A 15,937-nucleotide genomic window follows, 5' to 3' on the forward strand; every position below is an offset into this window, starting at 1 on the left:
TGAGGAATTGTTGCAGTCGTGGTGATGATCTTAAATGTTATTTTCACGTCCTTAGAATTGATTGCCCTTGCCATCTTGGGCGTTTTGATTTTTCAAAAAGTCCATCAGCGTTCGCATCAGCGTGGACCAGCGCCTCAAAAAAAGCAAACACCAGCTGAATTGTGGTGTGATAACTTAGCTGTCAATCATGCGCTAAGTGAAGTTGATGATCAGTTGTATTCACGGACGAGGCGCTTCTCGTTGGCCTTGATTCTGACGTTACTTTCGTACGGCGCCTGGTTGAGCTTTCTGACCCTGATCATCGATTCAATCACATCTTACGGGCTACTAATTTGGCCGTTGTTGTTGATCATCACGACGTTGTTCCTGGGTATCACGGGTCGAAAACTGTTTGAGACCAAAGCAGCTGCGTTGAAACGATTATTATCGCAAGATTCTGAGGCTGCGGCAAAAATAAAGCTGACTGGACAATCCTTGCCGGCAATGCTGCAGAAAGACCAGCAAGTGGTGCGTACTTTGAATGCATTCGTCGCGATAATAGTGCTGCAAAGTCTTGCGACTCTCATTTTAGCGATCATTAACAACAATCAATTTTAAGCTGAATCGGTTAGCCGAATTGACATTGCGATTGGTTTTCACTATAATATCAATGAATTGGAATATGCTATTGTAACGGCTGTTCAGCGAGGAATCGGGTGGTGCGAGGTTCTCAGTTTGTGCAATAGTGCTCTCCATGAGGTTTCTTTAATTTAATGATTATCCAATGAAGAGGTTAACGACTAACATCGTTGCAATCAAGGTGGTACCGCGCATCAGCGTCCTTGAAATGCAGCGGTGTTTTTTATTTTAAAACTGATTTGGTGGTAAGTCGAGTCGCCACTGAGTCGCATGGAAATCAGGAAGGATGTTCACATGAAAGAATTATCGAGCGCCGAATTTCGACAAGCGTTTCTAGAGTTTTTTAAATCCAAGGGGCATGATGTTGAACCCAGTGCGTCATTGATTCCTAAGGATGATCCCACGTTATTGTGGATCAACTCCGGAGTCGCAACATTGAAGAAATATTTCGATGGGACGGTAATCCCTAAGAATCCAAGAATCACCAACGCCCAGAAGAGTATTCGGACGAATGATATCGAGAATGTTGGGAAAACTGCGCGCCACCATACTTTCTTCGAGATGTTGGGCAATTTTTCGGTGGGGGATTACTTCAAGGAAGATGCGATTCCCTGGGCATGGGAATTTCTAACCTCACCAAAATGGTTGGCGATGGATCCTGAAAAGTTGTTTGTGACCGTCTACCCCAAGGATACCGAGGCTTATCGTATCTGGCACGAAGTCGTGGGGTTGCCAACGGATCATATTATCAAAGTTGAAGATAATTTCTGGGATATTGGTGAGGGCCCTAGTGGTCCAGATTCCGAGATTTTCTATGATCGTGGACAAGAATTTAATAACGTAGCGGATGATGATCCTGAGAACTATCCAGGCGGTGAAAACGAGCGTTATCTTGAAATTTGGAATATTGTCTTCTCTGAATTCAATCACTTACCAGATGGTCGTTACGTTGAGCAGCCACATAAGAATATTGATACGGGCATGGGCTTAGAGCGTGTCGTTTCGGTGTTGCAACACGCACCAACTAACTTCGAGACCGATTTATTTTTACCATTGATCCATCAGACCGAAGAACTTAGCGGTCAGTTCAAATACGGTCAGGACAAAAAGACGGATATCGCCTTCAAAATTATCGCGGATCACGCGCGTGCAGTTAGCTTCGCCATTGGTGATGGGGCATTGCCATCAAATGAGGGTCGTGGCTACGTGCTTCGCCGCTTGATTCGGCGGGCGGTGCTGAATGGCCGCCGTTTGGGGATCAAGCAATCGTTCCTGTACAAATTGGTGGCAACGGTTGGCCAAATCATGTCTAGCTATTATCCAGAAGTTGCCGAACAAGAGGCATTTATCGCCAAAATCATCAAGTCTGAAGAGGAACGTTTTAGTGAAACGTTGACAGATGGTCTCTCATTATTAAATGATTTGATTGCGAAGCAAAAGCAATCGAATGATCACGTCATCAATGGCCGGGATGCTTTTAAATTGTTCGATACTTATGGTTTCCCCATCGAATTAACGGTCGAATATGCTGCAGATGAAGGCTTGACGGTTAACCAGAATGAATTTGATGAAGCGATGGCCGAACAGAAGAATCGGGCACGTGCAGCTCGTGGTAATCGTCAATCTATGGGTTCGCAGAATGAAACTTTGATGGAAATCAAAGCAGCAAGTCAATTCGACGGCTATGAGCATCTGACAATTTCCGATGCAAAGTTAGTGGTGTTATTGGCAAATGACCAAGAAGTTGACCAAGTTGCGGATGGGGATGCTGAGTTGATTTTTGACCGGACGCCTTTCTATGCAGAAATGGGTGGACAGGTTGCTGATCAAGGTTGGATCTATGACCAAGCAGGCCAAGAAATCGCGACGGTGAAGGACGTTCAACATGCGCCTAACGGACAGAATTTACACACGGCCGCGGTTAACGGCACGTTAAAAGTTGGCGAGACTTACAAATTAGTGGTTGATCGTGATTTCCGAATGAAAGTTCGTCGTAATCACACGGCAACGCATTTGTTGGATCAAGCCTTGCGTGATGTACTTGGAGAACATACACATCAGGCAGGATCACTCGTGGAACCAACTTACTTGCGTTTTGACTTTAACAATATGGTTCAAGTGACGCCTGAACAACTCGCTCAGATCGAACAAATCGTCAACGAGAAAATCTGGGCTGAGATTCCGGTGACAACGACGGAAATGGCACTCGAAGATGCGAAGAAACTTGGCGCGATCGCCTTATTTAGCGAGAAATATGGCAAGCGCGTTCGTGTTGTCCGCGTCGGTGATTATTCGATGGAACTTTGTGGCGGAACTCATGTCAATAACACGGCCGAAATTGGCTTATTCAAGATTATTTCCGAATCCGCAACGGGTGCGGGTGTTCGCCGGATCGAAGCCGTTACTGCTAAAGAAGCCTTTGATTATTTGAATCACGAGGATCAAATGTTACATCAATTAGCCGCGGATCTTAAAGTCACACAACTGAAAGAGTTGCCAACCAAGACGGCGCATCTGCAACAAGAATTGAAAGAAAGCCAGCGAGACTTGCAGAATTTGAAGGCTAAAGTTGCTCAAGAGCAGGCGAGTGATGCCCTCAAAACCGAAGCAGCTGGTGACTGGCAACTGACGAGTGCTTTGGTGCCTAACGTGACGATGAATGAATTGCGTCAGTTAGCAGATAATTGGCGTAACAAACCGGCCGGTGATGTGCTTGTCTTGGGAACTTCATCAGAAGGCAAGGCGAACTTATTAGTGGCTGTCACACCAGAAGCCGTTAAGAAAGGTCTGAAGGCGGGAGCGTTGATCAAAGCCATTGCGCCAGTCATTGGTGGTGGCGGTGGTGGCCGCCCCGACATGGCGCAAGCAGGCGGTAAGTTACCCGATCAATTACCTGCCGCATTAAAAGAGGCTCAAATTTTCTTAAGCAAGCAATAATCAAAGCAGACGCAGTCTAACTGAACTGATTTTAATCGTTGGTTATGACGGATTGAGCGCGAATGAACTTCGGCCGAGGTTCGCTATGTTGCAAAATTGGTTGTAACGTAACCGTAAGATTACGTCTTGATAACAAACATTGTTTTTTTGTGATATTTCAGGTATCATCAGTTTAGAGTGAGGTGACGGTCATGAGCGAATTGGATAAGACGATGTCCTTTTCTTTTAATGATAATGAGTCAAGAAAGAATGTTAAAGATACACTTGAGAGCGTTTATCATTCTCTAGAAGAGAAGGGTTACAATCCGATCAACCAAATTGTCGGCTATTTACTTTCGGGCGATCCGGCTTATATCCCACGGCACAATGATGCTCGTAACTTACTACTCAAACATGAACGCGATGAGATCATCGAAGAACTTGTGCGTTCGTATCTCAATAAGGAACGCTAAGATGCGATTAATGGGTCTTGACGTTGGTTCTAAAACTGTTGGAGTTGCTATCAGTGATGAGTTGGGATGGACAGCACAAGGTATCGAGATCATCCCCATTGATGAATCCCAAGAGAATTTAGGATTAAAACGTGTGAAACAACTTGTGGAAGATTATCAGGTGACCGGCTTTGTTCTGGGCTTGCCTAAGAACATGAATAATACGCTGGGACCACGTGCAGCGCGCTCGCAATACTATGGTAAGCGTTTGAAGCATAAGTTTGGGTTACCCGTTGATTTTCAAGACGAACGATTGACGACGGTTCAAGCAGAACGCATGTTGATTGAAGAAGCCAATATTTCACGGGAAAAGCGTAAACAAGTCATTGATAAACTCGCAAGTGTTGTCATTTTACAAAACTATTTAGACGCGAAGGGTAAGTTGACCCAACAATAGGAGGACCTATGGCAGATCAAGATAAAAACATCGTCGATTTCAGCGACTTTGCAGACGAACAACGACAAATTTCTTTGGTCGATGATCAAGGAAATGAAGAATTATATGAGATTCTATTTACCTTCGATTCAGAAGATTATGACCGCTCATATGTCCTGCTGATTCCTGCCGGTGCACAAGATAACGAGCAAGTCGATATCTATCCCTTTGCTTATACACCCGACGAGAATGGCGATGCCACGTCAGGTGACTTGATGCCGATTGAGGATGATGCGGAGTGGGACATGGTTCAAGGTGTTCTCGACGTTTTCCTCAACGATGAAAATCTAAATGATGACCAAGAATAAGTGAAACTAAGGAGAATGGAACGTAGTGGTTTCATTCTCTTTTTATTGTCTGAGGGCGCAATCAGGCGAGACTGGTGACCCAATCGTAAAAGTGCTAGAATATTGCTATTCCGAATGAGGTATTTCCGCCTTGAAACTTTTGGGGCGCATAACAATCATCGAGGCAAAACGATTCGGCTTCGAATGAATTGGTTGTTTGTTTCTCCCGGTCAAGAAGATGACCAATCACTTTTTAAATTAGATATTGACGAGGTTCTTATGCTAAGTTTATTGATTATTATCATTTTTGCTTATAACTTATATCTGAGTGCTCGACGTGGGCTATGGTTGCAGTTATTTTACACAGCCGGCTATAGCCTCACACTATTGGTTGCTGCGCTGTTATATCGTTCCTTTGCAACAAAATTAGACCTGTTGATTCCGTATCCTTCAGCGTCCTTGGATAGCCATTTTGTCTTCTTTACGACGACTGTCGGTCTCGGATTAGACCACGCTTTTTATGCAGGCTGCGCCTTTCTAATTATTTTATTGATTGGCTGGGCATTGACCCACCTTGCTGCATTTTTCTTGCATGGATTGATCTTCAACCAGCTCGACCCTGTCGTCAATCTGGGTGGCAGTCTCTTTTTGTCGTTTTTCGTGACTTATGTGGCGATATTTTTTATGCTGTATTTATTAGCGCTGATTCCACTCGATGGCATTCAGCGCCTATTGGATAAATCTTGGTTGGCGACGCTAATGGTTCGCTATTCGCCAGTGTTGACACATTGGACAACACAAATGTGGATCGTGAAGTAATTCAGTTGATCGTCAATCCGAGAGATTGAGGTGAAGCAAGAATGAATCCAAAAGTTTTAAAGACGCTTGAATTTAAAAAAATTAAACAACAAATCCAGCCATTTCTGAAAACTGAGATGGGTGAACAACTTTTAAATGAATTAGAACCAATTGCAGATCAAACAGCCGTCCAGCTTTTGCTTGATCAGACCAAAGACGGTGCGGATCTATTGCGGGTGAAGGGTGGGTTACCAATCGCCCAGCTGCAGACGATCGGTCCAGCCTTGAAACGTTTAGAAATCGGCGCGAGTTTGAATGGCGTCGAGCTCGCTGCCATTAGTCGTAATTTACAGGCAACAAGTGCGTTGATCCGCTTTTTCCGTGACTTAGAATTATCGTTTGAATTGCGCAACTTGCCTGATTTGATTGCCCAATTGGTGGCGTTGCCTGAGCAAGCGCAACAATTGCGACGTAGCATTGACTCTGACGGAACAGTTTTGGATGAAGCATCTGCCAAGTTGGCCGCAATTCGCAAGACGATTCACGCCACAGAAGGTCAAGTCAGAAGTAAGATGGATGACTACACGCGTGGGAGTAGTGCGAAGTATTTATCTGAGCCTTTGGTGACGATTCGCGATGATCGCTACGTGATCCCTGTACGTGCCGAGTACAAGAATCAGTTCGGTGGAATCATCCATGACCAAAGCGCGAGTGGCCAGACAGTTTATGTCGAGCCCCAGAGTGTCTTGACGCTAAACAACAAGCTGCGTCAAGATCAGCTAGCAGAAAAACAGGAGATTGAGCGAATCTTCGCCGAGCTTTCTGAGATGATCGCACCGTTTACGAACGAGTTGCGTCAAAATCAGTATTTAGTGGGACAACTCGATTTCATTAATGCCAAGGCGCATTATGCGGCAAAAATCAAAGCGACTGAACCGATGATCGATGATCAAAATCATGTCGTCTTGCGTCAAGCACGACATCCTTTGATCGATCCTAAAAAGGTTGTGAGCAACGATATTGTGATTGGCGCCGATTATCAAACGATTGTGGTCACCGGGCCGAATACCGGTGGGAAGACGATCACCTTAAAGACACTTGGGCTCATTCAATTGATGGCACAAGCGGGGCTCTTTATTCCGGCACGTGAGGAAAGTCGTATCGGTATCTTTGGTGAGATTTTTGCAGATATTGGCGATGAACAATCGATTGAGCAGAATCTGAGTACTTTTTCTGCACATATGGAAAATATTATTCGCATTCTTGACGTCGTGACCGATCGTGATCTGGTCTTGCTCGATGAGTTGGGTGCTGGAACCGACCCACAAGAGGGTGCCAGCTTGGCAATTGCAATTCTCGATTATCTCGGTGGTGTGGGGACAGACGTGATTGCTTCGACGCACTATCCAGAGTTGAAGCTTTATGGCTACGAGCGTCCTGGCACCATCAATGCCAGCATGGAATTTGACGTGGAGACATTGCAGCCGACCTATCAACTGTTGATCGGTGTGCCCGGGCGTTCGAATGCTTTCGACATTTCGAGACGGCTGGGAATGCCCGATTCCATTGTCGAGGCGGCCAAGGCGTTAATGAACGATTCAAGTCAAGATTTAAATAATATGATCACCGATCTGGAAAAGCAGCGCAAGCAAACCGAAGAAGCGGGGGCTGCGTTGCAACAACAACTAGATGATGCGACACGACTGCATGAAGAACTCGCAACAGCTTGGCAGACTTTCAATGCCCAACGAGATCAGCAGATGGACAAGGCACGTGATAAGGCCGACGAGTTGGTCAATGGTGCACAGAAAAAGGCCGATCAAATCATCGACGAACTACGACAAATGCGGTTGACCGGTCGAACGGATGTCAAAGAGAATCAATTGATCGATGCCAAGGGTCAGTTGAACGCCTTGCATCCTGATCGCCCATTGGCCCATAATCGCGTCTTACAGCGTGCGAAGAAGAAGCAGGCTCTCCAGGCTGGAGATGATGTCAAAGTGCTCACATATGGTCAAAATGGCGTAATTACGCAAAAATTAAGTGAACATGAATTTGAAGTTCAAGTTGGTATTATCAAGATGAAGTTGCGGGATCGTGACTTGGAGAAGATCAAACCAGAGCCTCAGCAAAATCAACGCCAAATTGTGACCGTTCGCGGGAGCAGTTCCCACGTTTCAACACAGCTCGATCTCAGGGGGCAACGCTATGAAGAAGCGCTGGCAAACTTAGATCAGTATATTGATGCAGCCTTGCTCGCTGGCTATGAGTCGGTGACCATCGTTCATGGTAAAGGGACGGGCGCGATTCGCAAAGGTGTTCAAGACTACCTCAAGGGGAATCGTCGTATCAAGAAGTATGAGTATGCGCCAGCCTCCGCTGGTGGTAACGGTGCAACAATCGTTTACTTCAAGTAACTAGCTTCCATTTAGCCAAAAGGTGACAGAAAAAATGATTAGTTATTTTTAGTAAGCAAACTAATTGTAATTACGTCATATTATGCGATAATAAGGATATGCAAAATGATGGAGGTCTTAATAATGGTTAAAGTAATTACTGATAAAACATTCTCCCAAGAAACTGATCACGGTGTCGTCCTGACCGACTTCTGGGCAACTTGGTGTGGTCCTTGTCGGATGCAATCTCCAGTCATTGAGAAATTGGAAGAGGAGCTCGATGACGTGAAATTTACGAAGATGGATGTCGATGAAAATCCTGATACGCCGAAGTCATTCGGTATCATGGCGATTCCAACCTTGATCATCAAAAAAGATGGCGAAGTCGTTGAGAAAGTTGTTGGCTATCACAGCAAAGAACAATTACAAGAAACACTTGCAAAATATACGGCTTAATTAAAATTAGCGCGCAACCTATGATCAGATTGTGCGAGAAGCGATGACTGGCGAATGCTGGTGGTCGCTTTTTTTATTCGCGTATTTGACGGCGTGATGTCATTGCGCGCACAGTTATCTTGCAGGTTACCAGACACAAAAGACGGCACGTCTAACTTAAGGATTGAGTTAGACGTGCCGTCTGCATTTGATTTATTTGGATTGATCGTCTGAAGCAGGTTTGAACTGAATAAAATCAGGAGGCAAGTTGGTCAAAGGGTCTTTAAGATCTGACCGCAACGTCACTTGTACACGCTGCGTCTCAGCCTGATAGGTGCCTTCGGTAAGAAAGCCATTTTGTTGCTGATAAGTTTCGGAAAGGAACCCCGTCTCTAAGTTGAAACCACCATTTTTACCTAGTGAGATTCTGGCTTCAACGGGTTCGCCTGCTAAGCTGAGCGTCGTGGTGCCTTTCTGATGCCCACTCAGTGATAAATCACCCCAGCCCACCAAATTGAAGAATCGGCGCACGTCTTCAAAATCCTTAAGGGGGAATCGACGTGCGACTTCTTTACCTAACCAGTAGGTGAGATCCTCCGTATCTTCGCCGAGGAGAATCGGAAGCAGGACCTCGCGGTTGAAGATGGCGTTAAAGATATCGGGTGTTTCAGTAAGCTGCTGTTGTAATTGTGCTAAATTCATGGTTATCCTCGACTTCACATCATGATTGTTCTGAATTGTTATTTCGTCATCAAGCGATCACTTAACTATTAAATATTATAGCGGTTTAAGGCGCCACTGACAAAACAAAAATGTGTTTCAAAGCTGATTCTTACGAAATGCGGCCAACTCCTAAAGAATCTTAGCAATCTGACCGGTGTGACTTGAATAATTACCCTAAAAAAGCGACAATATAGTTTAATGAAATTTCGGAAGGAACAAAAAAATGGAAAATCAACCTATTGGTTTTTTGGATTCAGGCGTTGGTGGATTGACCGTTGTGAAAGAAGCAATGCGCCAGTTACCACACGAAGATATTGTCTTTATTGGCGATCAGGCACGCTTGCCATATGGACCACGGCCAACCGATCAGGTCCAAGAATTTACTTGGCAAATGACAAACTTCTTGCTCAAGAAGAACATTAAGATGTTAGTCTTTGCCTGCAACACAGCGACTGCAGAGGCCTTGTCCGTGATCAAGCCACATCTATCGATCCCGGTGGTTGGCGTTATTTTACCCGGCACGCGAGCTGCAATCAAAGCAACACATAATCAACGTATTGGGGTTATCTCAACCGAAGGTACCCACAAGTCGCAAGCTTACGTTGAAGCTATTCATGCCCGCAATCCCGACTTGGAAGTGATGAGCATGGCGGCGCCGAAGTTTGTCCCTTTGGTCGAGAGCAATCAATTTGACACGCCGCTTGCCAGAAAAGTTGTTGAAGAGACACTCGCACCGTTCAAAAACAGTGGAATTGATACTTTGATCTTGGGGTGTACCCACTATCCATTACTACGACCGTTGATCCAGTCATATTTAGGTGAGGATGTTCAGTTGATCGACTCAGGGGCAGAAGCGGTTTCTGAAGTCTCAGTATTGTTAGATTATTTCAACTTAACGAATTCAGATACACAGCATGTCGGCATCAAGCAATTCTATACGACAGCTGCACCGGAAATGTTCGATTTAATTGCAACACAATGGTTGGGATTAACCTCATTGCGTGCACAACAAGTTCATATTAGTGGAGATCAATCATGGAAAAGAAATTAGTTATTGCAACCCAAAATAATGGTAAGGCCCGTGAATTTCGTGCGGTTTTTGAACCGGCAGGTTGGCAAGTCTTGACATTAAATGATTTCGATCATTTAGCACAAGTCAATGAAACCGGCCGCACTTTTGAAGAGAACGCAAGATTGAAGGCAGATTTCTTTGCGGCTAAATTGCATTGCCCAGTGCTTGCAGACGATTCTGGGCTACAGGTCACTTTTTTACATGGTCAACCTGGAATTTATTCGGCTCGTTATGCCGGCGTTGCGCACGATGATGCGGCCAATAATGCCCGGTTGCTCGCTGAGTTGGGTGGTGTGCCTGCTGAACAGCGACAGGCTAATTTTCACACGACGCTGGTGTTGGCATGGCCACAGCGTCCGGAGCAAGATTTAGTTGTGAATGGCGATGTTAAGGGAGAAATCTTGAGTGTGCCACGTGGCGAAGATGGCTTCGGCTATGATCCACTATTCTATCTAGCAGACTTAGACAAGACCTTCGCAGAATTGAATGCGATTGATAAAAATAAATACAGTCACCGTGGCGCTGCTATTCAGAATTTATTACCTGTCTGGCAACAATGGTGGCAAGAACAGGAGCAACAAGGATGAGAGCTTTAGTCGTAAGTGATAGTCATGGTGACGACGCGATCTTGCAACAGTTGGTGGCACGTTATCAGCATCAAGTAGATGTCATGATTCATTGCGGCGATTCTGAATTAAGTGATCAAGATCCATTACGTCAACAGTTTTTGATTGTCCAAGGCAATATGGATTTTGACCAACAATTTCCGCTGCAAATCGTGACACAAGTTGCGGGTGAATCGGTTTTGATCGTGCACGGGCATCGAGTAGGCGTCAACATGGGTCTGGATCGATTGTCATTATTGGCGCAAGAGCAGCAAGCCCAATTTGTGTGCTATGGTCACACGCATCAATTAGCTTGTGAATTTGTCGATGGCCGACTGTTTCTCAACCCGGGGTCGATCAGCCAACCACGTGGCGAATATATTGGCCTTCATGGCACGTATGCCATCGTTGAGAGCACGCCTGAAACTATAAATGTCCAATATTACCAACGTCATTTTGAACCAGTTGACACACTCGCTCTGAGTTTTAAACGATAGGCACGAACGGTCAGTGACTAACTGCAGCTGACACCATGTTTAGATTGATGACGTGCCTCACCACGCTCAAAAGAATCCGACTAAAAAAGCGTCCCAGCCTCATGAAATTCATGACTTGCTGGGACGCTTTTAACTTGTCTTAAGGGTGCTTATTCAAATTGTCGGTCCTTCGTCGCATTGTTAAATGATTGAAGCAATGTTACTTTAGACTTAGTAAAACGTTTGCTATGATAGAGAGGGACGGCTACATGAAAATGCTTTTATACGTAAAGGCGGCGATGATACCGGCGGTGATTGGTGCAACGATGGGTATCCAAGCGTAACGCCAGTCAGACTTACCTTTGTTCTTCAATGGTAACAGGAAATGCAAGAGACGTGGTGAGAAGTCACGCGCCGGATTTAATGCCGGGCCAGTTGGTCCACCTAACGAGGCAACCAGTGTCATGACCAAGAAACCTAATGCCAGATGTGCAGTGCCAAGATTATGACCGAAGAACGGCGCCTTAGTGATGCCCAAAGCAGAAAAGACAAGAATAAAGGTGCCAACGAACTCGTTGATGAATCCATTGAAGCGACTCGATGTCGCGTCGATGGTTGCAAAAGTGCCCAAGATACGTTGTGGATTGGTCGTCATGTTGTAATGTGGCTTGTAAGCTAAAACAACGATGGCTTGTCCAACGAACGCTCCGAGTAGTTGTACGGCAATGTAAGGCAAGACTTCCGACCATGGAAAAAGGCCAGAGAAGGCTAATCCAAGCGTGAAAGCTGGATTAATATGGTTGCCAGAAATACCACCGAAAATCAATGCTGGAATCATCACACCGGCACCATAACCAAGTGAGATCAATACCCAGCCGCCATGTTCGCCTTTCGTCCCCGTTAAATCGACGTTGGCAACCGCGCCGTTACCAAGAATTACCATGATTGCAGTTCCGATAAATTCGGCCGCTAATCGTGTTACAAGTGAATATGTCATTTTCATCCTCCAAATATAATACTGTTGAAAATTATACAGATATTGTCGGGTGGAAACAATGCAAAATGTTTAAGATTTGTTAAGAAAACCTGAAAATTCGAAAGGATCAAGACTAAATGATTGCAAAATCCATTGAAGAAATGTTATTGACAAAGCAAAATAGCTTCTTAATTCCTGGTGATAAGGTTGCCTCGGTGCAGGAGGATAATCCGTTGACGCACGCCTTTCTTTTATTGACTAAGGTACGTTATTCTAAAATCCCAGTTCTAGATGGCGAATCGCATTTACTGGGTCTGCTGACCATGCCGATGATCACTGACCGGATGATTGAGCTGATGGATCTCAGTTTCGACCCGTTGAAGGACTTGACGGTGAAAGATGTCATGCAGACAGAATTCGATACCCTCAAAACAACTGCAGACATGGATCTTGCCTTACATTTACTGGTTGACAATCCTTTTGTGCCCGTTGTCGATGAACAGAATGTGTTCCGTGGTATTCTGACCCGACGTGAGATGATGAAGGCTTTCAATTATATTGCGCATAATATTGAAAATGATTACGAAATTACTGAAAAAGCGTCCCGGCACCACATTTCAAAATTAGCTGGAACAGAAATTAAACATGCCTAACTTGATCATCAATCCCGCCTAACGTCGATGACCAATCAGGATAACCGCTTGAAACGATTGGACGATTTTGGTCGGATGTTGATCGACTTTCATCCACATCTCAAAAAACGCCAGCGCGGTTCTCAAAATATTTGAGAAAGCGATGGCGTTTTTTCACGAAATCTATGATTGATCAACCTTGTAAGTTTAGCGTGTTAGAGGGAAGAGTGATCCCAATTTTCTTGAGCTCGGGCAGGTAGTGACTGACCAACAAGCGCTGCATGGCAATCTCCGCGCCTTGCTGAGGGGTCACCTTGATTTGATAAACCAGATTCCCATTTGCAAGCACATTGACGCCGAGTAACTCTGGCTCGATAAGCAATTCATCCGTTGATTCGAACAGTTGTTGGTTCACCGTGCGTAAGACGTCTTCAAGCTTAGGAATATTGGTATCAGCGGCAACACGCAAATTAACGATTTGTTGACGATGACCGCGGGAGAAATTGGCAACGATCGAAATATTGCGATTTGGGATATAGTGCAACGTCCCGTCGGCGGAACGCACCTGAGTGGTTCGCAATCCTAGTGCGACCACGGTGCCGTTAATACCGCTGACGGTGACCAGATCGCCAACTTCAAATTGTTGTTCAACTAAGATGAAGAATCCAGTGACCACATCATTCACGAATCCCTGAGCGCCCAAGCCAATCGCTAAACTAGCGATTCCGGCACTCGCGACTAACGTTCCCACAGGCACGCCCAAGACGGTTAGAATCGTGTAGACATAAAAAATCAACAAGGTGTAAAGTAGGATGTTTTTTAACAAAGAACGAATGGTTGAAACACGATTGTTCGAAGTCGATTCCTTGTTCAAATAGTGGGTGGTTGTCTTGTTGATCAGCTTCTGACCAAAGAGATTCAACAAATAAAATAAGGCAGTCAGTAAAACGACCTGAACCACATGGGTCAACACATCGGCACCGATCTGATCCCAATCAAACTTTTCAAATAGACTCAATTTAGACAATATGAGAACTCCTTTAACTAAAATCTTGATGCTTGAAATAGACGATAACTTTAGTGTAACAAATAATGATGGTGATGAGCTACTTGGACTCATCAAAAATCTAGCACATTTTTTAAAAACGCCTTCATTTAGATGTAGATATCAATTGCGATAGGTGGGGCATGGTGTTATTCTTAAGTAGAAAGTTTAGTTTGATGAGGAGGTTGTTTATGACAGGCGGAGAAATAGCCGGTTTGATCGCTGCGATTGCATTATTGATTTTCGTAATTTTCGTATCGATCTTCTTGATTCGGGTCACAAAGGTCATGAAGCATGTTGAAAAGACAGTTGATAGTGTGGATGAGTCTTTGCAGACAGTCACCAAAGATGTCGATGCATTATCAAATGAAGTTGAAGGCTTGTTAGCAAAGAGTAATACTTTGCTAAACGATGTCAATGGCAAAGTGGCCACCTTAGACCCAGTCTTTCAGGCAATGGGCGATTTAGGTGAGACGGTTTCTGATTTGAACCAGTCATCGCGCAACCTGGCAACTAAGTTAACGAGTGCAAAGACAAGTAAGGTTGGTCTCGCAGCACAAGTTGTCCGTAGTTTTTTTAAGAAGAACAAACAATAATTCAAAAATGATTGGAGCGATGTAGATGTCTAAAGGACACTTTTTCCTAGGGTTAGTTTTGGGTGGCGCGGCTGCAATTGGCGCAGCGTTATTTTTAACACCGGAAACCGCAGAAGAGATCAAGAAGAGTGCTTCTGCAAATAGTCGTAAACTTAAGAATCGTGCGACAGAATTATATGAAATCGCAGACGATGCAACTGCTGACTGGCGTGAAGATGCAGCCAGAAAAGTGAATCGCGTTCTGAACGAGCATGAAGGATTACACTTTGCAGTCGACACATCGAGTAAAGCCGTTCAACAATTTAAAGAAACATTCCAAGATGCGACAGAACAAATGAAATCGCAATTTGGCGACGTTTCGAATCAATTGAAGAGCAGCTTCGAAGAAACTAAAGATGAAGTTGACCAACTTCATTTTGATGACATCGTCCTGGATAGCCAATCTGCATTCCAAGAAGCCAAAGACGAAGCTATCGATGCAGCCGCAGAAGTTAAGACTGACGTTGAAGAAATGACTGCCGATGTCGAAGAAGCCGCTGAGAAAGTTGACACCGATGTTAAAGCGGGTGCCGCGGAAGTCAAAGATGACGCGAAAGAGGTTGTAGACGCCAGCAAGAAAGTTGCGGACGATCAAAAATAGGCATTTTGTTTTTAAAAGTTCAAAAGACCAGACCAGGTGAATGTACCTGGTCTTTTTTTGTCGAAGTTGCTGCAGACAATGGGTATGCTTGCATGTGGTATACGTCGAACCGAAGTTGCTACAGACAATGGGCATGCTAGCCTGTGGGGCCGGCTGCAGCTCTTTAGAAGCAAGCTTCTAAAGTAGCTTTCGCCTAAAACTTGTAGCTTTTGTTGCACAAAATCTAAAGTTTTGCCCGTGTTATAAGCTCGAAACACGTTTCGAGCTTATAGCACTGTCACTGCAATCATGCCCATTGTCTTCCGCAACTTCTAGTTTAGTCGGTAACTCAAAATAACTGGGTGTGATTTACTAGCAGTCTATTTCTTCGAATATTAAATCATAATCGCATTTAAAAATCGTGATTGCTTCAAATGGCAAAATTTAGATACGATAAATATTCAAATTCACGCCAAAAACTTGCTTATTTTACTTGAAATGTGCAAGTATTTTGGCGTTAATATTTGTATTAGTCGTGTGTCTAGAATGACAAATTGAGAAAATCAAATTTTTTAACTTCTGTTGTCCGAAGTTGCTGCGGAAAACGGTTGTTCCTGCTGTGGGGCCGTCTACAGCTCTTTTAGCAAGCTAAAAGTAGCTTGCGACTAAAATTGGAGCCTTCAAAGTTCGAAGTCTCCAAGTTACCCGTTTTGGAAGTCTGCGAAAGGCGTGCAGACCAACAAAACTTTCACAGCATCACAACCATTTTCCTCCGCAACTTCTAGTTTAGTCTTA

The 15,937-nt window shown here is 44.5% G+C and carries 17 protein-coding genes; 14 read left to right on the forward strand and 3 right to left on the reverse strand.

Annotated elements, in window-relative coordinates:
• The first annotated feature begins 24 nt into the window (after positions 1 to 24).
• From FC15_RS04525 to trxA, 8 genes are all read left to right on the forward strand, one after another.
• Positions 25 to 597, forward strand: coding sequence for a hypothetical protein (locus FC15_RS04525; RefSeq protein ID WP_146979124.1), 573 nt, complete (start codon positions 25 to 27; stop codon positions 595 to 597).
• 315 nt (positions 598 to 912) lie between these two features.
• The gene (gene alaS, locus FC15_RS04530) at positions 913 to 3,555 is read left to right on the forward strand and encodes an alanine--tRNA ligase (protein ID WP_057824397.1); all 2,643 of its coding nucleotides are present in this window, start codon (positions 913 to 915) and stop codon (positions 3,553 to 3,555) included.
• A 191-nt stretch (positions 3,556 to 3,746) separates the two neighbouring features.
• On the forward strand, positions 3,747 to 4,007 hold the full coding sequence (locus FC15_RS04535) for an IreB family regulatory phosphoprotein (RefSeq protein WP_057824399.1): 261 nt from the start codon (positions 3,747 to 3,749) through the stop codon (positions 4,005 to 4,007).
• Position 4,008: 1 nt separating this feature from the next.
• Positions 4,009 to 4,443, forward strand: coding sequence for a Holliday junction resolvase RuvX (ruvX, locus tag FC15_RS04540; RefSeq protein ID WP_057824401.1), 435 nt, complete (start codon positions 4,009 to 4,011; stop codon positions 4,441 to 4,443).
• Positions 4,444 to 4,451: 8 nt separating this feature from the next.
• Positions 4,452 to 4,790, forward strand: a complete 339-nt coding sequence (locus FC15_RS04545; protein WP_057824402.1) for a DUF1292 domain-containing protein — start codon at positions 4,452 to 4,454, stop codon at positions 4,788 to 4,790.
• A 258-nt stretch (positions 4,791 to 5,048) separates the two neighbouring features.
• Complete coding sequence (locus tag FC15_RS04550) at positions 5,049 to 5,588, forward strand: CvpA family protein (protein WP_162258404.1); 540 nt, start codon at positions 5,049 to 5,051, stop codon at positions 5,586 to 5,588.
• Positions 5,589 to 5,629: 41 nt separating this feature from the next.
• Entirely contained in the window at positions 5,630 to 7,984 is a 2,355-nt protein-coding gene (locus FC15_RS04555) for an endonuclease MutS2 (protein ID WP_057824406.1), read from the forward strand.
• Positions 7,985 to 8,107: 123 nt separating this feature from the next.
• Positions 8,108 to 8,419, forward strand: a complete 312-nt coding sequence (trxA, locus tag FC15_RS04560; RefSeq protein WP_057824408.1) for a thioredoxin — start codon at positions 8,108 to 8,110, stop codon at positions 8,417 to 8,419.
• Between the two features lie 192 nt (positions 8,420 to 8,611).
• On the opposite strand, the gene FC15_RS04565 is transcribed toward trxA, so the two are convergent.
• Complete coding sequence (locus tag FC15_RS04565) at positions 8,612 to 9,100, reverse strand: DUF2507 domain-containing protein (protein WP_057824410.1); 489 nt, start codon at positions 9,098 to 9,100, stop codon at positions 8,612 to 8,614.
• A gap of 244 nt (positions 9,101 to 9,344) precedes the next feature.
• On the opposite strand from FC15_RS04565, the gene racE reads away from it, so the two are divergent.
• From racE to FC15_RS04580, 3 genes are read left to right on the forward strand one after another with little or no spacing between them, the layout of a single operon-like run.
• Positions 9,345 to 10,172, forward strand: a complete 828-nt coding sequence (gene racE, locus FC15_RS04570) for a glutamate racemase (protein WP_057824412.1) — start codon at positions 9,345 to 9,347, stop codon at positions 10,170 to 10,172.
• Entirely contained in the window at positions 10,157 to 10,780 is a 624-nt protein-coding gene (locus FC15_RS04575; RefSeq protein ID WP_057824414.1) for an XTP/dITP diphosphatase, read from the forward strand. Before racE ends, FC15_RS04575 begins: the two co-directional genes overlap by 16 nt.
• Positions 10,777 to 11,295, forward strand: a complete 519-nt coding sequence (locus FC15_RS04580) for a metallophosphoesterase (protein ID WP_057824416.1) — start codon at positions 10,777 to 10,779, stop codon at positions 11,293 to 11,295. Before FC15_RS04575 ends, FC15_RS04580 begins: the two co-directional genes overlap by 4 nt.
• A gap of 244 nt (positions 11,296 to 11,539) precedes the next feature.
• Here FC15_RS04580 and FC15_RS04585 read toward each other — a convergent pair whose 3' ends face one another.
• Positions 11,540 to 12,271 (reverse strand): MIP/aquaporin family protein, encoded by a 732-nt coding sequence (locus tag FC15_RS04585; RefSeq protein ID WP_057824418.1) that lies wholly within the window; start codon positions 12,269 to 12,271, stop codon positions 11,540 to 11,542.
• Between the two features lie 116 nt (positions 12,272 to 12,387).
• Between FC15_RS04585 and cbpB the strand changes: the two genes are divergently transcribed.
• On the forward strand, positions 12,388 to 12,903 hold the full coding sequence (gene cbpB / locus FC15_RS04590) for a cyclic-di-AMP-binding protein CbpB (protein ID WP_057824420.1): 516 nt from the start codon (positions 12,388 to 12,390) through the stop codon (positions 12,901 to 12,903).
• 172 nt (positions 12,904 to 13,075) lie between these two features.
• Here the strand turns inward: cbpB and FC15_RS04595 are convergent, their stop codons facing one another.
• Entirely contained in the window at positions 13,076 to 13,909 is an 834-nt protein-coding gene (locus FC15_RS04595; RefSeq protein ID WP_057824422.1) for a mechanosensitive ion channel family protein, read from the reverse strand.
• A gap of 209 nt (positions 13,910 to 14,118) precedes the next feature.
• On the opposite strand from FC15_RS04595, the gene FC15_RS04600 reads away from it, so the two are divergent.
• Both FC15_RS04600 and FC15_RS04605 read left to right on the forward strand, forming a co-directional pair.
• Positions 14,119 to 14,523 (forward strand): DUF948 domain-containing protein, encoded by a 405-nt coding sequence (locus FC15_RS04600; protein WP_057824424.1) that lies wholly within the window; start codon positions 14,119 to 14,121, stop codon positions 14,521 to 14,523.
• A 25-nt stretch (positions 14,524 to 14,548) separates the two neighbouring features.
• The gene (locus FC15_RS04605; RefSeq protein ID WP_057824426.1) at positions 14,549 to 15,163 is read left to right on the forward strand and encodes a YtxH domain-containing protein; all 615 of its coding nucleotides are present in this window, start codon (positions 14,549 to 14,551) and stop codon (positions 15,161 to 15,163) included.
• The last annotated feature ends 774 nt before the right edge of the window (positions 15,164 to 15,937 follow it).

The organism is Lapidilactobacillus concavus DSM 17758 (assembly GCF_001435835.1).
GTDB classification, from domain to species: domain Bacteria; phylum Bacillota; class Bacilli; order Lactobacillales; family Lactobacillaceae; genus Lapidilactobacillus; species Lapidilactobacillus concavus.

Bases quoted from the DNA above. Each gene is read 5' to 3' on its own strand.
- FC15_RS04555 (WP_057824406.1), top strand. From the start codon at position 5,630: ATGAATCCAAAAGTTTTAAAGACGCTTGAATTTAAAAAAATTAAACAA.
- racE (WP_057824412.1), top strand. From the start codon at position 9,345: ATGGAAAATCAACCTATTGGTTTTTTGGATTCAGGCGTTGGTGGATTG.
- FC15_RS04550 (WP_162258404.1), top strand. From the start codon at position 5,049: ATGCTAAGTTTATTGATTATTATCATTTTTGCTTATAACTTATATCTG.
- FC15_RS04545 (WP_057824402.1), top strand. From the start codon at position 4,452: ATGGCAGATCAAGATAAAAACATCGTCGATTTCAGCGACTTTGCAGAC.
- cbpB (WP_057824420.1), top strand. From the start codon at position 12,388: ATGATTGCAAAATCCATTGAAGAAATGTTATTGACAAAGCAAAATAGC.
- FC15_RS04575 (WP_057824414.1), top strand. From the start codon at position 10,157: ATGGAAAAGAAATTAGTTATTGCAACCCAAAATAATGGTAAGGCCCGT.
- FC15_RS04585 (WP_057824418.1), bottom strand. From the start codon at position 12,271: ATGACATATTCACTTGTAACACGATTAGCGGCCGAATTTATCGGAACT.
- FC15_RS04535 (WP_057824399.1), top strand. From the start codon at position 3,747: ATGAGCGAATTGGATAAGACGATGTCCTTTTCTTTTAATGATAATGAG.
- trxA (WP_057824408.1), top strand. From the start codon at position 8,108: ATGGTTAAAGTAATTACTGATAAAACATTCTCCCAAGAAACTGATCAC.
- FC15_RS04565 (WP_057824410.1), bottom strand. From the start codon at position 9,100: ATGAATTTAGCACAATTACAACAGCAGCTTACTGAAACACCCGATATC.
- alaS (WP_057824397.1), top strand. From the start codon at position 913: ATGAAAGAATTATCGAGCGCCGAATTTCGACAAGCGTTTCTAGAGTTT.
- FC15_RS04600 (WP_057824424.1), top strand. From the start codon at position 14,119: ATGACAGGCGGAGAAATAGCCGGTTTGATCGCTGCGATTGCATTATTG.
- FC15_RS04605 (WP_057824426.1), top strand. From the start codon at position 14,549: ATGTCTAAAGGACACTTTTTCCTAGGGTTAGTTTTGGGTGGCGCGGCT.
- FC15_RS04525 (WP_146979124.1), top strand. From the start codon at position 25: ATGATCTTAAATGTTATTTTCACGTCCTTAGAATTGATTGCCCTTGCC.
- ruvX (WP_057824401.1), top strand. From the start codon at position 4,009: ATGCGATTAATGGGTCTTGACGTTGGTTCTAAAACTGTTGGAGTTGCT.
- FC15_RS04580 (WP_057824416.1), top strand. From the start codon at position 10,777: ATGAGAGCTTTAGTCGTAAGTGATAGTCATGGTGACGACGCGATCTTG.